This window comes from Bacteroidota bacterium (assembly GCA_040388375.1).
Lineage (GTDB): Bacteria > Bacteroidota > Bacteroidia > UKL13-3 > UKL13-3 > JAAFJM01.
Genome location: JAZKBU010000018.1, coordinates 1 through 20,072 on the forward strand (window position 1 = coordinate 1; position 20,072 = coordinate 20,072).

A 20,072-nucleotide genomic window follows, 5' to 3' on the forward strand; every position below is an offset into this window, starting at 1 on the left:
CCTAGACTCTACTGAACCAAAATCAGTCGTGTTGCCAGTTACACCATCGGACAATTTCCCTTGTTGGTTATTTTAGGGAGTGCAAAAGTAAAAACTTTTGACAATTTGTAAAGACTTTTCTTAAAAAAATTTATTGATTAAAAGCAATTATTTGACTAACCACCGTTTATAATTAAAAAACTGTTTATACATTGTTGCTAAAAGCTTCTATTTATTGAGGATTTTTGCGCTTTAAGATTTCGAATCAAAAATTGGACAATATTTTAACTATAGCGCTGGTTTCACCACATTCGGGTAATAGGTTTGCAACTTATTTAAGCTATTACACTGAATTACTTTTACGTAAAGGTAAAAAAGTGGTGGTTATTAGTCCTGAGTTTTTTGAAATTTCGGAGTATGTACAAATACATATACCCCGTTTTGCCCATAATTTTACGGCTTTACCGCTCGATGAAAAATTATTTGCCCATAATAAACCTAAATATTTTGAACTATTAGGTCGCTGGGGAGCAGTAAGCAGAAAATTAAAAGTAGCCGAAAAACGAGTTGGAGCAGCTATTGACTTTGTGTTTTTCTGCCCAATTGACCCGTTTATACGTGAATCGGTACATATTATGTTGCTCGATTTAACTTTTAAATATAAATGGAGTGGTATTTATTTTAACCCGGCTCCTTACAGATTAAAGCAACTAAAACTGGATGTAGACCCCAAGTTTTTAGAACCTGATTATCTTTTTAAATCAGAAAACTGTGTAGGCGTATGTGTGCTCGACAGGTTTATTACAGAACCATTACGTAGCCGTGTATATAAAAAAGTGGTCGTGTTTCCTGAAATAAGCAATGTAAATACTGACAAAAAAGAATCTGCTTATAAAAAGCAAATTCAAGAACTGTCGCGAAGCAGAATTGTGGTAGGCCTTTTAGGGGTCGAAAACAATGAAGGCATTACGGCTTTGATTAGACTTATTAAAAAAGTAGATATTGATAAATACTTTTTTGTGTTTGCTGGCAAGCTCGACTTTTCGGCCATGAGTGAAGAACAGAGGCAGGAAGTTGAACAGTTTATGGAACACCATGAGCAAAACGTACTGTTTATTTTACAAGCATTGAGCGATGAACAGGTAAATCAATTGTACAAAGAGATTGACATTAGTTATTTGTATTTTTACAACTATGTTTCATCAAACCACTTGTTAACCAAAGCGGCTTATTATAAAAAACCTGTATTGGCCAATAAGGATTTTTGTGTAGGCGATACTGTAAAAAAATTCAAAATCGGGTTGAGTGTAAACGGTAAAATGGAAGAGAGTGTAAGTGCTTTGGAATTTTTAAGATTAGAGCGTTTAGATTTTAACGTATTTGACAAAGAAGCTTTTGATGAATACTATAGTCTGCAATCGGAAACATTTTTAGCAGATGCTTTTGAACAAATTATGTTATTTTAATGTTTTTTTCGCAAAACAATTGGTTTACTTACTAAAAAGGCTTTATTCGTACTATAATTAATACAAAAAACCTTGGATAGTTTTTGGGATTTATTCAAACCGCAGGAGTTAATTGAATTTGGAGGCTTTGCCTTGGTGCTAGCCATTATATTCTTGGAGAATGGGGTTTTCTTTGGTTTTTTCCTACCGGGCGACTCTCTCCTATTTACAGCTGGTCTTTTAGCTACCACTATTTTAAAAGTAACTTTATTTAAACTAATAGCAGGTATTGCCTTGGCAGCTATTGCGGGCTATTACTTTGGTTATTGGTTTGGCTGGAAAACTGGTAATAGCTTGTATCAACGTAAGGATAGCCTGTTTTTTAAGAAAAAATACATTGAAACAGCGGAAACATTTTATCAAAAATACGGTGGTATTACACTCATTTTTGGTCGGTTTTTACCCATTGTAAGAACCTTTGCTCCTATCCTTGCAGGTATAGTCAGGGTTAATCCTTTTGTATTTTTTATTTACAATGTAATAGGTGCTTTTCTTTGGCCTTTAATTGTTACCGGTTCCGGCTTTTATGTTGGTCAGGTATTTCCGGAGGCTATTAATTACTTAAACTATATTATTATCTTATTTATAGTAGTTACCAGTATTCCCGTTATTAAATCGTATAGAGAAAAAACAAAAAAAGCTACTAACGAAAAAGTATAAAAAACACAGTCAAGTAAATTACTTGACTGTGTTTTTATTCAAATATTCTTCAACACTTCTTTTATCTCTTTTAAAGTAGATGGTTTGGCTTCTATATCCAACGTTAAATTATCAGTAAACTTAGTTTGTTTAATACATAATAATGGTCCTTCTTTTATGTGGTAAGAAACAAAAATTATTTTCACCTCTGTACCCTTAGGCATTTGCGCTGTATATCCAAAATCGGTTTTAGAAGCATACATAAAACTATTTAATGAAGGGACAAAAAAAGCTACTTTGGCATCGCCTTCAAAAGGAATATTAATAGTAGCCATACTATTCTGAGGTTGATTATAAAACCTATCACAATTAAACATTCCAAAGTTACTCAAGGCTGTTTCATAAACCTTAGCTACTTTGTTTTCATTAAAAGTATTTCTACTATTTTGGCTTGATATTACTTGACCTCTGGCTATGTCAAGCATTTTTAAAAGTTCATTATTGCTATCTAATAAATTCTGGGCATAAGTAACATTGTTAGTCATTAACATACCTCTAATACGGTAATTATTGTAATAATTTAAGCTTAATTCCGCTTTACCAAAATTCATCCTCATGACTTCATCCATACTTAAATCTTTATAGTAATCAATAATGGTCAAGGCCATTTTATGAGCATAAGCTGTGGCATATCCATAACTATAAGGACCTATTGCTCTTAAAAACTGTTGTTTCAAATCTGTATTATTTACTAAAGTGCTGTTGTTACTCTGTTCAATTAAATTTTGAATAGCCCTATTCCACTGCATTCGTTCATAAAAATCGGCATATTGTTGATGTTTAACGGCTTGTTCCTCCAACCAATTTTTAAAAGTATTGAATTCTACAGTCTCAAATTGAATGGAATCCTTTTTATACTTTGCCAAAAGGCTATCATACTTTGCTATTTTTTTTAAATACATAGCAAGTCTTTTTTCATAATACTTTTTCCGATTGGCTAGTTCTATTTTATACAATTTGGACAAATAACTTTTCGGATAAAACAATCTTTCTCTCCAATTGAATAAACTTTTATATTGGGGCAATACCATTTTGGGGTATTTTAACGCCAATTGCGGGTGTTCAGGTTTTTTGGGTAGTCTATAAACAAAGGAAGGTGTATCATTACTCCACTTACAAGCTACTTTCCATTTATCCAATTTATTTACATCTAATTTAACAGGCTTAGTTGTTTCATTTTTTTCTAAACCTTTAGGTAAAAATGGAGTGGAAGTCATTTTCCATTCGGTAGTGCCATCAGTGTTTTGTACAGCGGTAAATAATGACATATTATTCCTCATATTAATGGTTGGCATATATACAGTCATACTACTTCCTTCATTGAGTTTTAGCTCCTCCTTACTTTCCATTGAATAAGCTTTAATACTAAACATGCCGCCACTCTCTAACAACCTCCCATTACTCGCTGTTGATAGTTGATTGAATGCTGCATCTGCCGGTTTTAAATACTCCTCTAATACAATATTTACTGAACCTTGTACGGGTAGCCCTTTTAAAGTAGTAATAGTGTTAGCAGGTATAATTATATTGGTTCCATTACTTCCTTTAATGGTATTGTTTTGATTAGTCAGTATTGTATAAGTTTGTTTATAATCTGGTCTTATTTCATTCAAAACATCGTTAGTAGAATTAATACAATAAGTGTTCAATATTATTTCAACACGTCTGTTATCAGCTTTACCTGTTGGCGTATTATTATCGGTTTTTGGCTTCTTTTCACCAAATGCCTTGCTAATAATACGGGCTGATTTCAATTCTTTTTCCAATAAATAATCTTTAACGGCTTGCGCTCTTTTGCTTGATAATTGAATATTGTAAGAATCACCTGCATTATTATCAGTATGTGCCTGAAGATATATTTCGTAATAGGAACTTTGATTGGCCTGGCAGAATAAACTATCCAGAATGGCATTATCGCCAACATCCAGGACGTGCTCATTTGATTTAAAATTAACTTGATAGGTAAATGACCTATTTTGCCCTTGAGCGCTGTTAATAAAAACCATTATTAACAGTAGCATGAAATTGTTTCTGTACTGCATAATTTTTAAATTTATTATTAATTAAACGTTGCCTTACTTTTTTTGGTATGAAAATTATACAGTTTCTTTACTTAAAAAATATACTAAAGGGGGCTATATGAATTGAATAAAAAGAATAGCTAAATTTGACAGACTTGAACAACTATTAATATGCCCGTAGAATCAACTCCACTCATTCTTCAAAATATAGCTAAACATATAACGCTTGATAGCAATGAGCAGGATTATTTTCTATCATTACTACAGGTTAAACATATTAAACGTAAAAATTTTTTACTGCAAGCCAATGAAGTAATTAAAACAGAAAATTTTATAAGTAAAGGCTGCTTACGAGCTTATACTATTGATAGCAATGGAGTAGAACACATTATTATGTTTGGCATAGAAGGCTGGTGGGTTGGCGACATGTACAGCTTTTTAACTCAATTACCAGCTACTTATTTTATTGATGCTTTGGAAGACACGGAACTATTGCAAATTTCTAAAAGCAATTTGGAAAAACTATATGAACGGGTTCCTAAGTTTGAACGATTTTTTAGAATAATACTTCAAAATGCTTTTATAGCCCAACAACAACGTATCAACCAGAATTTATCTTTTACGGCTGAACAACGTTATCAGTTCTTCGTGCAGAAATATCCCTCCCTTGAGCAACGTATTTCGCAAAAACAAATTGCTTCTTACTTAGGTATTACACCAGTATTTTTAAGCATGCTTCGCAAAAGATTAAGCAAACAGTAATTTATTAAACTACTTTAATTTTTATCATTTCCGATAGCTGTTGTTTTGAACCATGAAAAAAACAATAATCGCAGGCTTATTAGCCTTGGCAACAATTGGAGCACTAACGGCTCAAAACACTACTTGGAATTTGGACAAATCTCATTCCTCTATCAACTTTGCTATTGACCATTTAATTATTTCGGAAACTACCGGTAAGTTTACTGATTATGCGGTAAATGCAAAATCAGACAAGCCTGATTTTACAGATGTAATTTTTGATTTTACAGCCCAGGTAAACAGTATAAATACTGCTGATGAAAAAAGAGATGAACATTTGAAAGGCCCTGACTTTTTTGATGCGGCTAAACATCCAACTATTATTTTTAAGGGCAAAAAATTTGTTAAAGTGAATGGCAACAGCTACAAAGTGTATGGCGAATTAACCATGCATGGCATAACTAAATCAATTGTTTTAGATGCACGCTTTGGCGGAATTGTAAAAGACCCTTGGGGAGGAACAAGAGCAGGATTGAAAATTTGGGGTGATATAGACCGTTACGATTTCGGTTTAAAATACAATTCGGTTTTAGAAGCCGGAGGTTTATCAATAGGTCAAACAGTGAGAATAAGCTGTAATATTGAATTGATAAAAAAATAATAAAGAAAGCCTTGAATTTAGCTATCCCTAAGTTCAGGGCTTATTTTTTTGTTCGGGCGTACATATTAAAATGATCAACCAAACCAAATTCAAAATTATGGTTTTTACTGATGTAGTTTTTTATTTCGCCTTCGCCTGATAGCTTTTCTTCTATAATCAATATCACTTCATCAAAATAGTTTAAAAAGTTGCGAGCACCTTCCAACAAATCAATCTCCATACCTTCTACATCTATTTTAACCAATATACGATCTGATTTTTTCAGATTGAAACCTTCAAATACATCGTCTAATCTATTAATTTCAAATTTCTCGTCAGTCACATAATCAACCTTTTTGCTTGCGCCCATGTTTAAATGGTCAACCAAAAAATATTCAACAGCATGTTTGCGACCTAAGCCATAGTTTAATACCTGAACTTTTGATTCTACATTATTTAAAGCAGTATTTTTTAAAATTAACTCATAGCTATTTTTTACCGGTTCAAAAGCAATACATTTTTTTCCTTCTTTAGCTAACCAAACAGAAAACTCTCCAACGCAAGCACCGGCATCAATGTAAACATCAAAATCACTTTGTTCAATAAATTTTTTAACGCCTAACTCGTAAGCATAATTAATATATTGAAAATCTAAAGTATTGGCTCTGGTGTAAAATGACCCTAAACCGCTTTTTACCAAACGGGCTTCGGCATTTGATTTTTGCGTTAATAAAAAATAGATAGAATAATATATAGACTTAAAGTCTCCATATTTTATGTATTGCCAGAAATAGGCTAAATAGGTATAAATTTTTTTCATCAACTAGTTAAAATGCCAAGTTCACAAAACAATTAAAAATTAGCTTAAAAACATACTTCTTTTATTTAAGCAGCCGCTTTTACCCCAATGCAAGCCTTGTTATTCAAGCCTAGTGGCTGCTATAGAAAACAAAAAGTTGCATAATTTCATATTGGTAAAATATAATTTAAACATCATTTGTTCAATCAATAATAGTTAAAGCGGTATCCTTTCACTTAATTATCAGGTATAATTAGCCCTTTTTAACAAAAACCTATTTTGGTTGTGCGCTGCTTATAACATACATTTGCCCACCATGCAACAAGGTGTTTTGTATATAGTACCCACTCCTATTGGTAATTTAGAAGATATTACTTTAAGGGCTCTTAGAATTTTAAAGGAGGTTGATTTAATTATTGCGGAAGATACCAGGCAAAGCATTAAGCTATTAAATCATTACCAAATTCAAAAACCTTTACAGAGTTATCACATGCATAATGAGCATAAGGTTTTGCAGCATTATATAAACGAGTTACTTAACGGTAAAAACATTGCTTTAATTAGCGATGCAGGAACTCCAGCTATAAGCGACCCAGGGTTTTTATTGGTACGTGAAAGTTTAAGAAATAGTATTAAGGTTGATTGCCTGCCGGGTGCCACAGCTTTTGTTCCGGCATTGGTAAAAAGTGGTTTGCCTGCTGATAGTTTTTGTTTTGAAGGTTTTTTACCTGAAAAAAAAGGCCGACAAACGATGCTCAAAAAACTATGCGAAGAGGAACGAACCATTATTCTATATGAAAGCCCGCATAGAATAGTAAAAACTTTAAAACAATTTGTAGAGTATTTTGGTGCGGACAGGCTGATAAGTGTAAGCAGGGAATTAACCAAAACTTTTGAAGAAACAGTAAATGGGACGGTACAAGAAGTGCTTACTCATTTTGAAAACAACATAGTTAAAGGCGAATTTGTAATTGTTATTGATGGTAAAAAATAATTATTTAAGATGGCTTTTATATAGCATAGGTGCCGCTTGCAGCTTCGGCTTAGCATGGATTCCATATAGTATTACCCCACTTATACTGATAAGTTTTTTCTTGCTTTTATTATTGGAACAAGAAATAAGGTTAAGCAAAAAAGATTCGGCTTGGTTCTTATTATACATAGTAATTGCCAGTTTTGGTTTAAACTTTTTTACTACTTACTGGATATGGAATGCAAGCCCAGGAGGTGGTGTATTTGCATGGGTTTTTGATACTTTTTTAATGATTTTGCCTTTTCTTATTTTTCATATAGTGAATAGAAAAACGCAACAGGTTAACTATTGGTTTTTTATAGCTTTATGGATTGGCATGGAACTGTTACACAGTCGTTGGGAATTTGCTTACCCTTGGTTAACTTTAGGAAATGTATTTGCAGCCTGGCCTAAACTCATTCAATGGTATGAATATACAGGTGTTTTTGGTGGAAGTTTATGGATATTGGCAGGCAGTGTAGCCGGCTTAAAATTATTCAATTATTATAAAGAGCATAAAACCATTCCTGTTAAAAAGGTTTTCAATCAATTGTTCATTTATATACTGGCTCCTTTATTTGTGTCGTTTTACATTTTAACGGATAGACATGAACCGAGAAAAGAGTTTAAACGTTTCAGTGAAATTACCATTGTACAACCTAACTTTGATTCTTACGAAAAATTTAACAGCATTACTCCTGACGGGCAAATAAAACAAATTATAAACTTAGCCTCCTCACAAATAAGCTCGACAACACATTTAATTTTAGCACCTGAAACTGCCATACAGGAAAATGTAGATGAACGTAACTACGATAAGAATAATGCTATTAATTTATTAGATACTTTTATTAACCAACACGCAGGTTTGAGCTTGTTAACAGGGGCTAGCTCTTTTAAATTTTATTTTGATAAAGCTGAAATAACACCTACTGCAAGGCTTTACAAAGAAGACAATATATATTACGATTATTACAACACGGCTCTTTTTAAAAACAGTGCTGCTCCATGGCAAGCATACCATAAAAGTAAGTTAGTACCCGGTGTTGAAAATATGCCTTATGTAAATGTATTTCGTTTCTTAAAAAAATTTGTAATTGACTTAGGCGGCACTAGTGGTGGACTTGGTAGGGATAAAGAAGTTAGCAATTTTACTGATATTAATAAAGTGCAATATGCGCCTGTTATTTGTTACGAAAGTGTGTTTGGAGAATACGTAAGCAACTATGTAAAAAAGGGGGCCAATATTATTTGTATTATAACCAACGATGGCTGGTGGGGTAATACGGCTGGGTATAAACAACATTTTGAATATGCTAAATTACGCGCTATTGAAAACAGACGCTTTATAGCACGTTCAGCCAATACAGGTATCTCTGGATTTATTGATGATGAGGGCAATGTAATACAACAAAGCAAGTGGGATGAAGCTGTAGCTCTTAAACAAAAAGTACAAGTTAATAACGAAATTACTTTTTATACTAAATATGGCGACTATATAGCTTACATGGCGGCCTTTTATTTGCTATTTAATTTGCCTGTGTTGTTTAGAAGAAAACGTTAATTATTCAATTGGCTTTTTATAAAACTAATACAACCATCAAAGTGAAATTCAAACTCCACTTCTTCTTCTTTATGGTAATAGATATTTGTTATTTCTGAGTGATAAATTAAATTCTTTAATTTATCACTATTAACAGAAGTATAGTTTAAATAGTTATCCCAAATTTGCAAAAAGATAAAGTATATTTTCCTAAAAATTTCGTCATTAGTTCTTTCTTCTAGTTTTAAATAATCAACAATTATTACTTTTTTATAATTTCTAATATTTGCTCTTAAAATATTATTGATGTGTTTATCATTAAATGAATAACCAATAATTATAATTTCATTTGATGTATGATAATCTAAAACAAACTTATTGTAAGCTTTATTATAATGGTCATTCAACATTTTTGTTGACTTATCAAATCCAGTAATCATATCAAAGTCATGTCTATTTTCATGACTATCAAAATTACCCGTTCCTATTTCTTTAACAATAGAATTCATTGAACCCGCTCTATGGTTGAAAGCAGGCTCCGCGCCAATCAAGTATTTAGCGCTTACCAGATCTATTTGTCCATGCAGATGATTAAAATAATAGTTTTTGTTATCATTATTATCTCTTTCTGTATTCTTTCTGAAATCATTGATGGAATTTTCAATAACTAAATCGTAATTTAATGTGTGGTATTTAAACTCATATATTGAACATATTTTTTTAAAATAACTTTGTAATACATCAGATTCATTTGAACGAAGTTTAAAATATGCATAAATTACATTTAATATTAGTGCTTTAATTTTAAGCGTTTCATTCAAAGTAAAATCAGGATTATCAAATTTGTTTGACAAAACAATTGGCTTAAGCTTATGTTCAATTAAAATGGTCCCTTTAAGTTCTCCTTTTTTTGTGTCCGAAATCAGCTCACTTAAATAAATTAAATGCTCAAAATTTAAATTTTTTGTATCCTCAACACCTAGCTCATTTTTAGCTATTTCGTAAAGTTCGGAATATTTATTAATTATAGCCTTACAATCATTTAAATAAGACTCTTTATCTAGCTTATTACCTAATTGTTCTTTGATACAATCGAATACTTCATCCTTAAAAAAACTATAATCCGTTATGACCTTGGTAATAAAATCCGTAGTTAATTTCTCTTTTGATTCAGTTTTTGGTTCCAAAAAATCAATTGAAAATCCTGCAGCAGTAAATAATATTAATTTTTCTTTCATATACTAATTAATCAATTTTATCTATAAGTTTCGTACCATTCAAAGTGATTTTTTATAATACTTGCTTTATTGCTTTTTATAAAATTTAAAAATGCTAAAGCAACGGTAGATAAACTTTTTTGCTTTAGCCATATTAAATTCCAACTGGTTTTTATAGGAAATCCTTTAATGGGGATGATAAATAAATCTCCGTTTTGCAATTCGTTTTTCAAACCAATCAGCGGCATTACTGAACAGCCTAAACCTGCAATCACAGCTTGCTTTACGGCCTCGTTAGAAGTTAGCTCCAGCTTCTTTTTAACCTTTAAATTATTATTATCAAGATATTGTTGCAGGGTAAGCCTAACTCCTGAACCCTCTTCCCTATATATTAAATTGATAGTAGTTAACACTTCTTTGCTCTTGCCCTTAAACTTAGCAGCCCACTCTGCATTACCCACTAAATACAATTTGTTTTGAAGCAGTTCTTCTTTCTCTATATTTAACTTATCAGGTAAAACGGATACGAGACTAAAATCAGTTTCATTTCTGCTTAAAGCATCAATTGCCTTTGCCCTGTTGGTCACATCAAGCAATAGTTCTATTTCCTGATTTTGATTTAAAAAGTCGGTTAAGAAATAAGGCATGACATACTTACCGGTTGATACCACAGCTATTTTTAATTTACCGGTTGTTTTTCCCTTAAAAAGGGATGTTTTATATTCAATAGCATTTACTTCATCTATAATTTTTTTACCCGCTATGGCTATTTCTTTCCCAAAATGGGTTATGTAAATTTTACGTCCAATAATTTCGGTGAGTGGAACATCAAACTGTTCCTGAAAATTTTTGAGCTGAATAGAAACAGCCGGTTGAGATAAATTTAATTCTTCCGCAGCCTTGGTAATACTTGCAGTTTTAGCAATTTTAACAAAGACCTGCAATTGGTGTAAAGTATAATTCATAAATAATTTTTATGTATATCATAACAAATATAAATATAAATTAACAGAACTTGGTAGTAGTTTTGCGCAGTATTTAATGACAATATTTTTAATTACATTAATCAACAAGCGATAGCGATACATTATAAATGAGTAAAAAAGTTCCATACTACCTTTTTATACTAATAATCGCAGTGTTTTTGAACAGCATTATACAACCAGCGTTTCAAAGTATTTTTAAAACGAACAAGTATCATGTAACAAATATCCATAAAACTCATTTACCGGATGGTATAAAAACAATTGATTGTATTAATGAGACGGAGGAAGATTTTGGTGAAGATAAACTAGAAACTCCTTTACAAAGTTCATTTTATTTAAACCTTAACTTACTTAATATAAAATTAGTCAACCTGCCTGCAGGCTTACCTTCTTATTATAATTCCAATAAAAATCTTTACAGTAACGTAGCTACTAATATTGCCCTCGGCATATTCAGAATTTAGGCCTGTTTCCCTTGCAGCGGTGTAGCCTTTACACCAAACGTTATTTCATTTTATCATCAATTTATTATTAAACCAATAGTCAAATCATGAGGAAGATTCTCATTTTTGCGGCTTTATGTGCTTTATTGAGCCAAACAAGCTGTAAATTTAAAACAGAAGAAAAAGAAGAAGAAAGTAAATTTCTAGTTACCAGCCCGTTAAAAAAAGACACCTTAATTACGAGGGAATACGTATCCCAAATCCATGCCATCAGCCATATAGAGCTACGTGCCTTGGAGAGAGGTTATTTACAGGATATTTATGTTGATGAGGGGCAACACGTAAAAAAAGGACAGCTTATGTTTAAGATAATGCCTTTGTTATACCAAGCGGAATTACAAAAATCAAACGCTGAAGCCCAATACGCAGAAATTGAATACCAGAATACAAAAAAATTATCTGACAGTAATATTGTATCGCCTAATGAACTAGCCTTAGCCAAAGCTAAATTAGATAAAGCCAAAGCAGAAGTTTCTCTGGCCCAAACTCATTTACAGTTTACCGAAATACGTGCTCCTTTTGATGGCATCATGGATCATTTCCAAGTACGGTTAGGAAGTTTGATAAACGAAGGTGATTTACTTAGCACTTTATCGGACAACAGCCAAATGTGGGTTTACTTTAATGTACCAGAAGCTGAGTACTTAAATTACAAAACCAATATTACTACTGAAAACCTGTTAAGGGTTAATTTACTAATGGCTAACGGCCAGATTTTTGAATACCCCGGAGAAGTTAAAGCCATTGAAGCCGATTTTAATAACGAAACAGGAAACATTGCTTTCAGGGCTACTTTCCCTAATCAAAAAGGGTTGTTACGCCATGGCGAAACCGGTAATATTCAAATGTCTGTACCGCTTAAAAACGCCATTATTATTCCTCAAAAATCCACTTTCGAAATATTGGAAAAACGATATGTTTTTGTGGTTGATAAGGACAATGTGGTAAGACAAAGGGAAATAAACATTGAAGCTGAATTACCGGATTTATATATTGTTAAATCGGGACTGAAAGAAAATGAAAGAATACTGTTAGAAGGCATTCGTAAAGTAAGTGATAACCAAAAAATAGAATACGAATACGAAAAACCTGAGGAGGTTATTTCTCATTTAAACGTATACGTTGAATAATTTAAATAAATAAAAAGATGTTCAATAAATTTCTGAAACGACCGGTACTCGCTATTGTACTATCGTTAGTAATTATTTTTATGGGTGTATTGGCTATTAAAACATTGCCAACATCGCAGTTCCCTTCCATTGCACCGCCAATGGTAATGGTAACTGCATCGTACCCAGGTGCTAGCGCAAAGTCGTTAGCCGAATCTGTTATTATTCCTTTAGAGCAAGCATTGAATGGTGCGTGGGGAATGAAATATATGACTTCCGATGCTACCAGTGCGGGTGAAGCCAATATTCAAATTGTATTTAATTTAGGCACCGACCCGGACCAGGCACTGGTGCAGGTTTCAAACAGGGTGCAGCAGGTGCTAAACAGGTTACCAACTTTGGTGCAAAGGGAAGGTGTTGTGGTAACTCCTATTATGCCGAGTATGTTAATGTATGTGAATCTTTACAGTAAGGATGCAAATGCTAACATGAAGTTCCTTTTTAACTACGCGGGTGTAAATATGATACCTGAATTACAGCGTTTAAATGGTATCGGGCAAGCTAAAATTTTAGGTAGCAGGCAGTATGCTATGCGTATATGGTTAAACCCTGACAGGATGAGGGCTTATAATGTATCGCCTGACGAAATAATGACTGCCTTAAGTGACCAAAGTATTATTGGTAAGCCGGGTAGGATTGGAAGAGGTGATGGAAGCAGGGCTGAAGCATTGGAATACGTATTGGCTTATTCTGATCGTTTTAACGACCCTGCACAATACGAAAATGTAATTATCAGGGCCAATGCAAACGGGGAAATTCTGCGTTTAAAAGACATGGCCAAAGTGGTTTTGGGAAGTGAGTATTACGATATTTATTCTAACCTGAACGGAAGTCCATCTGCAGCTATTGTACTGAAGCAAACTTATGGTAGTAATGCCAGCGAAGTAATTGAACAAGTAAAAACCAAACTGGATGAACTGAAAAAAACATTCCCGCCTGGTATGGATTATGAAATTAGTTATGACGTTTCTAATTTCCTTGATGCATCAACGGAAAATGTAATTCATACATTACGCGATGCGTTTATTTTGGTGGCATTGGTAGTGTTCTTGTTTCTGGGTGATTGGCGATCCACTTTAATTCCAACACTGGCAGTGCCTGTATCGTTAATTGGTGCCTTTATGTTTATGCAGCTCTTTGGACTGACAATTAATATGATTACACTCTTTGCCTTGGTACTGGCCATTGGTATTGTGGTGGATGATGCTATTGTGGTGGTGGAAGCCGTGCATGCTAAAATGGAAGAAGAGCCTCATTTATCGCCTTACCAAGCGGTACAAAAAGTAATCAGGGAAATTAGCGGAGCAGTAATAGCCATTACTTTATTAATGACCGCAGTATTTGTTCCTGTAGCATTTATGACTGGCCCTGTAGGTATTTTTTACAGACAATTTGCTATTACTATGGCTACTTCTATTGTTATTTCTGGCTTTGTAGCACTTACGCTTACACCTGTTCTTTGTGCTATGATTTTAAAAAACAACCATGGTAAACCAAGAAAGAAAACATGGCTGAACAGATTCTTAGATAAATTTAACCATGCGTTTGATAAACTAACCGGTAAGTATGTTGGCTTATTAAAATTAATAGTAAACAGAAGGGTTATTACCTTTGGTATATTATTGGCTTTTGGCTTGGGTATATTGGGTATTAGTCAAACGTTGCCTTCCGGATTTATTCCTAGCGAAGATCAGGGAATGATTTACGCTATTATTCAAACACCTCCAGGCTCTACTTTGGAAAGAACTAATGATGTATCAAGTCAATTGCAAAAAATTGTTCAAAAGGTGGAAGGAGTACAATCTATTTCCTCCATTGCGGGTTACGAGGTACTGACTGAAGGCAGGGGTTCAAATGCAGGAACTTGTTTGATTAACTTAAAACCATGGAACGAACGCAAGCATAATGTTAACGAAATTATTTATGAGTTAGAAGAAAAATCAAAAGCCATTCCGGGAGCAACCATTGAGTTTTTTGATCCACCGGCAGTGCCTGGTTACGGAGCAGCGGGAGGTTTTGCTTTGCAATTATTAGACAAGACCAACTCGGGTGATTACAACCAATTGGAAAAAGTAAAAAATGATTTCATGAAGGAGCTTGCGAAACGTAAAGAGTTAACAGGTTTATTTACTTTTTTCAGTGCTAACTATCCGCAATACGAAATAGAAATAGATAATAAGCTGGCTATGCAAAAAGGTGTTTCCATTGGCAATGCCATGAATACTTTATCCATTTTTGTAGGAAGTACTTATGAGCTCGGCTTTATTAAGTTTCAACGCTTTTTCAAAGTGTTTGTGCAAGCCGCTCCTGAATTTAGAAGGTTGCCTTCTGATGTAATGAAATTGTATGTAAAAAATGATCGTGGTGAAATGGTTCCATTTTCTGCCTTCATGAAAATTGTAAAGAAACAAGGTGCTAATGAAATAAACAGGTATAACATGTACAATACTGCTGGTATTAGAGGTGCTCCTGCTAAAGGATACAGTAGTGGTGAAGCTATAAAAGCAGTACAGGAAGTTGCCGCTAAAACATTGCCACATGGCTTTGATATTGATTGGGCAGCACTCTCGTACGATGAAGTAAGACGTGGAAATGAAGCACTTTACATTTTTATTGTGGTGCTGATATTTGTGTACTTTGTATTGGCGGCCCAGTACGAAAGTTTTATTATACCTTTAGCAGTAGTATTCTCATTACCCGCGGGTGTTTTTGGTTCGTTTTTATTACTGAAGGTAATGGGACTGGCCAATGATATTTATGCGCAGGTGGGCTTGGTGATGTTGGTTGGTTTATTAGGCAAGAATGCTGTTTTGATTGTAGAGTTTGCCATGCAAAAACAACGCGAAGGGGCTAGTGTTTTAGATGCTGCCATTGAAGGTGCTAAAGTGCGTTTCCGTCCCATTTTAATGACTTCTTTTGCTTTCATAGCCGGATTAATTCCGTTGATACTTGCCCATGGTGCAGGTGCAATTGGTAACAGAACTATTGGCTCATCGGCTTTAGGGGGCATGCTTTTCGGAACCATTTTCGGGGTAATCATCGTCCCCGGATTGTACTTTATTTTTGGCAAACTGGCTGAAGGTAGAAAACTAATAAAACACGAAGATGAAAATTCATTAACCGAGGATTTTGTTCACAGAGTTGACAATTTCCCAATAACTGAAGATGACACTAATGAGTAAGAGAATGAAATTTATATATATGGGTTCTGTACTTATGTCGTTATTATTTTCGGCTTGTTCAACACCATCTGTTGTTCAAAAAACAGAAAGCAAAAAGGTACCGGGGAGTTATGATAACAACTCCCCGGATAGTACCAATACATCAAAGGTAAAGTGGCAAAAATATTTTACTGATCCTTTCTTAAACTCGCTTCTTGACTCTGCATTGAAAAACAACCAGGAGTTAAATATTACTTTACAGGAAATTGAAATTGCCAGAAATGAAGTAAGAGCCAGAAAAGGTGAATACTTGCCGAGTGTAGGCTTGGGTGCCGGAGCAAGTTTAGATAAATCAGGGCGATATACCAGCAGAGGTTCCAGTGAAGCAAATACTGACATAAAACCCGGAATAGCTACACCTGACCCCTTGCCAAATTATATGTTAGGTGCTTATGCCAACTGGGAAGTTGATATTTGGAGCAAGTTACGTAATGCAAAAAAAGCTGCATTTAACAGGTATATGTCAACTGCCAGCGGGAAAAACTTTTTAGTAACTAACTTAATTGCTGAAATTGCCAATTCGTACTATGAATTACTGGCTCTTGATAATCAGTTGGACATTATTAAACAGAATATTGACATTCAAAGTAACGCATTGGAAATTGTAAGGCTACAAAAACAGGCCGGACGTGTTACTGAATTAGCTGTACGTAGGTTTGAAGCTCAGGTGTTGAATACCAGAAGTCTTCAATTTGGCATTCAACAAAAAATTACTGAAACAGAAAACCGAATTAATTTTTTGATAGGAAGGTCACCTCAAACGATTGAAAGGGATGCCGCTGCTTTCGGCAATTTGGTACCTAATACTATTTATGCGGGTATTCCGGCACAACTACTTGATAATCGTCCTGATATTAAACAAGCGGAACTAGCTTTGACTGCTGCTAAACTGGATGTAAAATCGGCTAAAGCCAGATTTTATCCTTCCTTAGGTATTACTGCAGGTATAGGTTTCCAAGCATTTGATGCAAGCTATTTAATTAAAGCCCCTGAGTCATTATTGTATTCGTTAGCTGGCGATCTAACTGCTCCATTGATAAACAGAAATGGAATTAAAGCTGCCTACTATAGTGCCAATGCAAAACAAATACAAGCTGTTTATAATTATGAGCAAACTATTTTAAAGGCTTATGTAGAAGTGGTAAACCAACTTTCGAACATTAATAACTTAAACAAAACCTACGATTTGAAATTGCAGGAAGTGGATGCATTAACACAATCGGTTGTTATTTCAAATAATTTATTCAGGTCGGCAAGGGCAGATTATATGGAAGTGTTGTTAACACAACGCGATGCATTGGAAGCTAAGTTTGAATTAATTGATACCAAGAAACAACAAATGAATGCTATGGTAAATATTTACCGTGCATTGGGTGGTGGCTGGAATTAGTTTTATAAAATGTAAGCAAAAAAAAAGAGCTTGTTCAAAATAACAGGCTCTTTTTTTATTATAAACTTTCGGCTTGGCTTGAAGTCCTACCCTACTAATTCTTCCCAATACTCAACGGCTCTGCGGGTATGGGGTATTACAATGGTGCCACCAACAATATTAGCTACTGCAAATATTTCAAACATTTGTTCGGTAGTTACTCCTGCTTCGTGGCATTTGCCTAAATGGTACTTTATACAATCATCACAACGTAAAACCATGCTGGCTACGAGGCCTAACATTTCTTTTACCTGCGTACTCAATGCGCCTTCGGCATAGGTATTACTGTCTAAATTAAATAAGCGTTTCAATACGAGGTTTTCTGAGCCTAGTATTTTTTCATTCATCTTTTCGCGGTAGGTGTTAAATTCTTCTACTTTATTCATGGTTTATAAGTTTATGGTTTATAGACGATGGACCATAGTAAATAAGCGATGGGTTATTTTCTATGGTCTATTTACTATTGTCTATGGACTTTTTCTTTTGTCTTCCGGCTTCTTTTAAAGCTTTGTTCAATATGTATTCTATTTGCCCGTTGGTACTACGAAATTCGTCAGCAGCCCATTTTTCAATGCACTCCATCATTTCTTTACTTAAGCGTAAAGCAAAAGGTTTTTTCTCGTCTTTTTCGGCCATTTTTTATTAGTTTATTGCAGTCAATGCAGCAATTTGATATTTGTCTTTTAAATACAATAAATAGGTTTTCATTTTATCAATATCATTTGACCCAAGTACTATAGTTTTATCATTTAACAAAACTATTTTAAGTCCTTTGTTGCCATAAACATTATAAGCAACTCTGCCATTCAATAAATTTTTTCTGTATCCACCCCAACCTCCAAACTCAAAGAAGGAATTGTATTGGTAAATAGAAACAGTTTTAACTTCGTTCCACTTAATTTCTTTAGGTTTGAGCATAAATAAATTGAATTTTACTTGGATTATTTTTTCGTCAATTCTTGTATTAAGCTTCAAATAAATTAGCATAACCATTACCAAAATAAAAATAAGTGATGGTAAAAAAAAGTGAATTGTCAAGGTTGTTTGTTTTAAAAAGGAAAGTGCAAAAATGATGATACTAATAAATACAATTGGTATAAAAAAGTAACGCCACTTTTGATAAAAACCTTGTTCTTCAATATATGCTTCCATGAACTTTTTTAATTATTTGCGGATAAAATATTAGGCTATTAATTTATTGCACCCAAAGCAGCTATTTGATATTTTTCTTTTAAATACGATAAATAGGTTTTCATTTTATCGGGCTCTTTGGTTCCGATCAATACTTTTGAATTATTATGAAAAGTAATTTGTAAACCCATATTACCTGATACGCTATAAGCACGGTTTTTCTTCCATAATCCTTTATAACCCCAACCGCCATACTCCATAATCGGGTTATATTTTCTAACCTCAACAGTTTTTATATCTTCCCACTTAAATACTTTATACGAACGCTGGAACAAGCCAAACTTAACGAAAACGGCTGTTTCATCAACTCTTGACGACAACGTAAAAAAGAAAACAAATATTCCACTACTTAACAAAACAAATACGGGAAACATCATATCAGGTACACTTAACTGACCGTTATTGTAGTTAAGTAACGGAACAATGGCAGCCATGATAAAAAATGCAATAGAAAGGGGCCACCAACTTTTTATAAAACTTTGTTTTTCTGTAAATGCTTCCATAAAAAAATTTATTAATTACTTATTTATTGGTGCAAAGTACCTGTATTGATAACAGGATTAGCCGCTTTATCACTGCATAATACAACCATTAAATTACTAACCATGGCTGCTTTTTTATCATCATCTAAGTCAATAATTTGTTTGGCTGACAATTGTTTTAAAGCTAACTCAACCATACCTACTGCACCTTCCACAATTTTGGTTCTTGCTGCTACAATGGCTGTAGCTTGCTGGCGTTGCAACATAGCTCCTGCTATTTCTTGTGCATACGATAAATTACTGATACGTGCTTCTACTACTTCTATACCGGCTATAACCAAACGTTCAGTTAATTCGTTTACTAATTCTTCATGCACTTCGTTGTTTCCTGAACGCAATGATATTTCTGCTTGTTCATCATCAAAATTGTCATAAGGATAAGTACCTGCTAATTTTCTAATAGCTGATTCGCTTTGTATTCTTACAAAGCTTTCATAATCGTTTATTTCAAAGGCGGCTTTAAAGGTATCGGCTACGCGCCATACTAATACAATACCAATCATAATTGGGTTACCTAGTTTATCGTTTACTTTTATAGGCTGACTATCTAAATTACGTGCACGTAAAGAAATTTTTCTTTTTAATAAAAATGGATTGGCCCAATAAAAACCATTGTCTTTTGCGGTACCTGCGTATTTACCAAACAGGGTTAATACCAATGATTCATTGGGTTGAATAATATAAAAACCTGGCAACATCATTACCAATGCTACAAGCAAAACCAGCAATACTAATGTTTTAAACATAATCATACTTACAATACAGGCTGCAATACCTGCCAACAATAGAAACAGCATTCCAAATCCAGCAGTTCCTTTAAATTCAATTTCGTTTTTCATAGTTATTTTTGATATTAAAATGATATCACAATGATA

At 33.7% G+C, this 20,072-nt stretch carries 19 protein-coding genes; 10 read left to right on the plus strand and 9 right to left on the minus strand.

Annotated features, from left to right (window positions below):
* The first annotated feature begins 251 nt into the window (after positions 1-251).
* On the plus strand, positions 252-1,445 hold the full coding sequence (locus V4538_16445; protein MES2382640.1) for a hypothetical protein: 1,194 nt from the start codon (positions 252-254) through the stop codon (positions 1,443-1,445).
* Between the two features lie 72 nt (positions 1,446-1,517).
* Positions 1,518-2,144, plus strand: coding sequence for a DedA family protein (locus tag V4538_16450; GenBank protein ID MES2382641.1), 627 nt, complete (start codon positions 1,518-1,520; stop codon positions 2,142-2,144).
* Positions 2,145-2,182: 38 nt separating this feature from the next.
* Here V4538_16450 and V4538_16455 read toward each other — a convergent pair whose 3' ends face one another.
* Positions 2,183-4,204 carry an OmpA family protein gene (locus V4538_16455; protein ID MES2382642.1) on the minus strand — a complete coding sequence of 674 codons (2,022 nt, stop codon included), beginning with the start codon at positions 4,202-4,204 and terminating at the stop codon, positions 2,183-2,185.
* 171 nt (positions 4,205-4,375) lie between these two features.
* Here V4538_16455 and V4538_16460 point away from each other — a divergent pair, with 171 nt between their 5' ends.
* The gene (locus tag V4538_16460; protein ID MES2382643.1) at positions 4,376-4,966 is read left to right on the plus strand and encodes a Crp/Fnr family transcriptional regulator; all 591 of its coding nucleotides are present in this window, start codon (positions 4,376-4,378) and stop codon (positions 4,964-4,966) included.
* 52 nt (positions 4,967-5,018) lie between these two features.
* A complete protein-coding gene (locus tag V4538_16465) occupies positions 5,019-5,606 on the plus strand; it encodes a YceI family protein (GenBank protein ID MES2382644.1) in 588 nt (195 codons plus the stop codon).
* A 40-nt stretch (positions 5,607-5,646) separates the two neighbouring features.
* On the opposite strand, the gene V4538_16470 is transcribed toward V4538_16465, so the two are convergent.
* A complete protein-coding gene (locus tag V4538_16470) occupies positions 5,647-6,405 on the minus strand; it encodes an FkbM family methyltransferase (GenBank protein ID MES2382645.1) in 759 nt (252 codons plus the stop codon).
* 295 nt (positions 6,406-6,700) lie between these two features.
* On the opposite strand from V4538_16470, the gene rsmI reads away from it, so the two are divergent.
* Complete coding sequence (gene rsmI / locus V4538_16475; protein MES2382646.1) at positions 6,701-7,378, plus strand: 16S rRNA (cytidine(1402)-2'-O)-methyltransferase; 678 nt, start codon at positions 6,701-6,703, stop codon at positions 7,376-7,378.
* Positions 7,365-8,960 (plus strand): apolipoprotein N-acyltransferase, encoded by a 1,596-nt coding sequence (gene lnt / locus V4538_16480; protein MES2382647.1) that lies wholly within the window; start codon positions 7,365-7,367, stop codon positions 8,958-8,960. Before rsmI ends, lnt begins: the two co-directional genes overlap by 14 nt.
* On the opposite strand, the gene V4538_16485 is transcribed toward lnt, so the two are convergent.
* Both V4538_16485 and V4538_16490 read right to left on the minus strand, forming a co-directional pair.
* On the minus strand, positions 8,957-10,177 hold the full coding sequence (locus V4538_16485; GenBank protein ID MES2382648.1) for an SIR2 family protein: 1,221 nt from the start codon (positions 10,175-10,177) through the stop codon (positions 8,957-8,959). The two genes, lnt and V4538_16485, sit on opposite strands and share 4 nt — an antisense overlap.
* Before the next feature lie 17 nt (positions 10,178-10,194).
* Complete coding sequence (locus V4538_16490) at positions 10,195-11,121, minus strand: LysR family transcriptional regulator (GenBank protein ID MES2382649.1); 927 nt, start codon at positions 11,119-11,121, stop codon at positions 10,195-10,197.
* A gap of 179 nt (positions 11,122-11,300) precedes the next feature.
* Here V4538_16490 and V4538_16495 point away from each other — a divergent pair, with 179 nt between their 5' ends.
* The 4 genes from V4538_16495 to V4538_16510 all read left to right on the plus strand — a co-directional run bounded on the left by V4538_16495 (position 11,301) and on the right by V4538_16510 (position 17,425).
* Positions 11,301-11,606: a hypothetical protein gene (locus tag V4538_16495; protein ID MES2382650.1), complete on the plus strand. Its 306-nt coding sequence runs from the start codon at positions 11,301-11,303 to the stop codon at positions 11,604-11,606.
* 86 nt (positions 11,607-11,692) lie between these two features.
* Entirely contained in the window at positions 11,693-12,775 is a 1,083-nt protein-coding gene (locus V4538_16500) for an efflux RND transporter periplasmic adaptor subunit (GenBank protein MES2382651.1), read from the plus strand.
* A 17-nt stretch (positions 12,776-12,792) separates the two neighbouring features.
* Positions 12,793-15,996 carry an efflux RND transporter permease subunit gene (locus tag V4538_16505; protein ID MES2382652.1) on the plus strand — a complete coding sequence of 1,068 codons (3,204 nt, stop codon included), beginning with the start codon at positions 12,793-12,795 and terminating at the stop codon, positions 15,994-15,996.
* The gene (locus tag V4538_16510) at positions 15,989-17,425 is read left to right on the plus strand and encodes a TolC family protein (GenBank protein ID MES2382653.1); all 1,437 of its coding nucleotides are present in this window, start codon (positions 15,989-15,991) and stop codon (positions 17,423-17,425) included. The genes V4538_16505 and V4538_16510 overlap by 8 nt, the downstream gene beginning before the upstream one ends.
* 86 nt (positions 17,426-17,511) lie before the next feature.
* On the opposite strand, the gene V4538_16515 is transcribed toward V4538_16510, so the two are convergent.
* The 5 genes from V4538_16515 to V4538_16535 form a co-directional block, all read right to left on the minus strand.
* A complete protein-coding gene (locus V4538_16515) occupies positions 17,512-17,850 on the minus strand; it encodes a carboxymuconolactone decarboxylase family protein (GenBank protein MES2382654.1) in 339 nt (112 codons plus the stop codon).
* A gap of 67 nt (positions 17,851-17,917) precedes the next feature.
* On the minus strand, positions 17,918-18,100 hold the full coding sequence (locus V4538_16520) for an Arc family DNA-binding protein (protein MES2382655.1): 183 nt from the start codon (positions 18,098-18,100) through the stop codon (positions 17,918-17,920).
* Positions 18,101-18,106: 6 nt separating this feature from the next.
* Positions 18,107-18,616, minus strand: coding sequence for a hypothetical protein (locus V4538_16525; protein MES2382656.1), 510 nt, complete (start codon positions 18,614-18,616; stop codon positions 18,107-18,109).
* A gap of 38 nt (positions 18,617-18,654) precedes the next feature.
* Positions 18,655-19,158 carry a hypothetical protein gene (locus tag V4538_16530; protein ID MES2382657.1) on the minus strand — a complete coding sequence of 168 codons (504 nt, stop codon included), beginning with the start codon at positions 19,156-19,158 and terminating at the stop codon, positions 18,655-18,657.
* 23 nt (positions 19,159-19,181) lie between these two features.
* On the minus strand, positions 19,182-20,036 hold the full coding sequence (locus V4538_16535; GenBank protein MES2382658.1) for an SPFH domain-containing protein: 855 nt from the start codon (positions 20,034-20,036) through the stop codon (positions 19,182-19,184).
* Between the last annotated feature and the right edge of the window lie 36 nt (positions 20,037-20,072).

Excerpts from the sequence above, each read along its gene's own strand:
- V4538_16455 (MES2382642.1), bottom strand. The coding sequence starts at position 4,204 with ATGCTACTGTTAATAATGGTTTTTATTAACAGCGCTCAAGGGCAAAAT.
- V4538_16460 (MES2382643.1), top strand. The coding sequence starts at position 4,376 with ATGCCCGTAGAATCAACTCCACTCATTCTTCAAAATATAGCTAAACAT.
- V4538_16465 (MES2382644.1), top strand. The coding sequence starts at position 5,019 with ATGAAAAAAACAATAATCGCAGGCTTATTAGCCTTGGCAACAATTGGA.
- V4538_16470 (MES2382645.1), bottom strand. The coding sequence starts at position 6,405 with ATGAAAAAAATTTATACCTATTTAGCCTATTTCTGGCAATACATAAAA.
- rsmI (MES2382646.1), top strand. The coding sequence starts at position 6,701 with ATGCAACAAGGTGTTTTGTATATAGTACCCACTCCTATTGGTAATTTA.
- lnt (MES2382647.1), top strand. The coding sequence starts at position 7,365 with ATGGTAAAAAATAATTATTTAAGATGGCTTTTATATAGCATAGGTGCC.
- V4538_16485 (MES2382648.1), bottom strand. The coding sequence starts at position 10,177 with ATGAAAGAAAAATTAATATTATTTACTGCTGCAGGATTTTCAATTGAT.
- V4538_16490 (MES2382649.1), bottom strand. The coding sequence starts at position 11,121 with ATGAATTATACTTTACACCAATTGCAGGTCTTTGTTAAAATTGCTAAA.
- V4538_16500 (MES2382651.1), top strand. The coding sequence starts at position 11,693 with ATGAGGAAGATTCTCATTTTTGCGGCTTTATGTGCTTTATTGAGCCAA.
- V4538_16505 (MES2382652.1), top strand. The coding sequence starts at position 12,793 with ATGTTCAATAAATTTCTGAAACGACCGGTACTCGCTATTGTACTATCG.
- V4538_16510 (MES2382653.1), top strand. The coding sequence starts at position 15,989 with ATGAGTAAGAGAATGAAATTTATATATATGGGTTCTGTACTTATGTCG.
- V4538_16515 (MES2382654.1), bottom strand. The coding sequence starts at position 17,850 with ATGAATAAAGTAGAAGAATTTAACACCTACCGCGAAAAGATGAATGAA.
- V4538_16520 (MES2382655.1), bottom strand. The coding sequence starts at position 18,100 with ATGGCCGAAAAAGACGAGAAAAAACCTTTTGCTTTACGCTTAAGTAAA.
- V4538_16525 (MES2382656.1), bottom strand. The coding sequence starts at position 18,616 with ATGGAAGCATATATTGAAGAACAAGGTTTTTATCAAAAGTGGCGTTAC.
- V4538_16530 (MES2382657.1), bottom strand. The coding sequence starts at position 19,158 with ATGGAAGCATTTACAGAAAAACAAAGTTTTATAAAAAGTTGGTGGCCC.
- V4538_16535 (MES2382658.1), bottom strand. The coding sequence starts at position 20,036 with ATGAAAAACGAAATTGAATTTAAAGGAACTGCTGGATTTGGAATGCTG.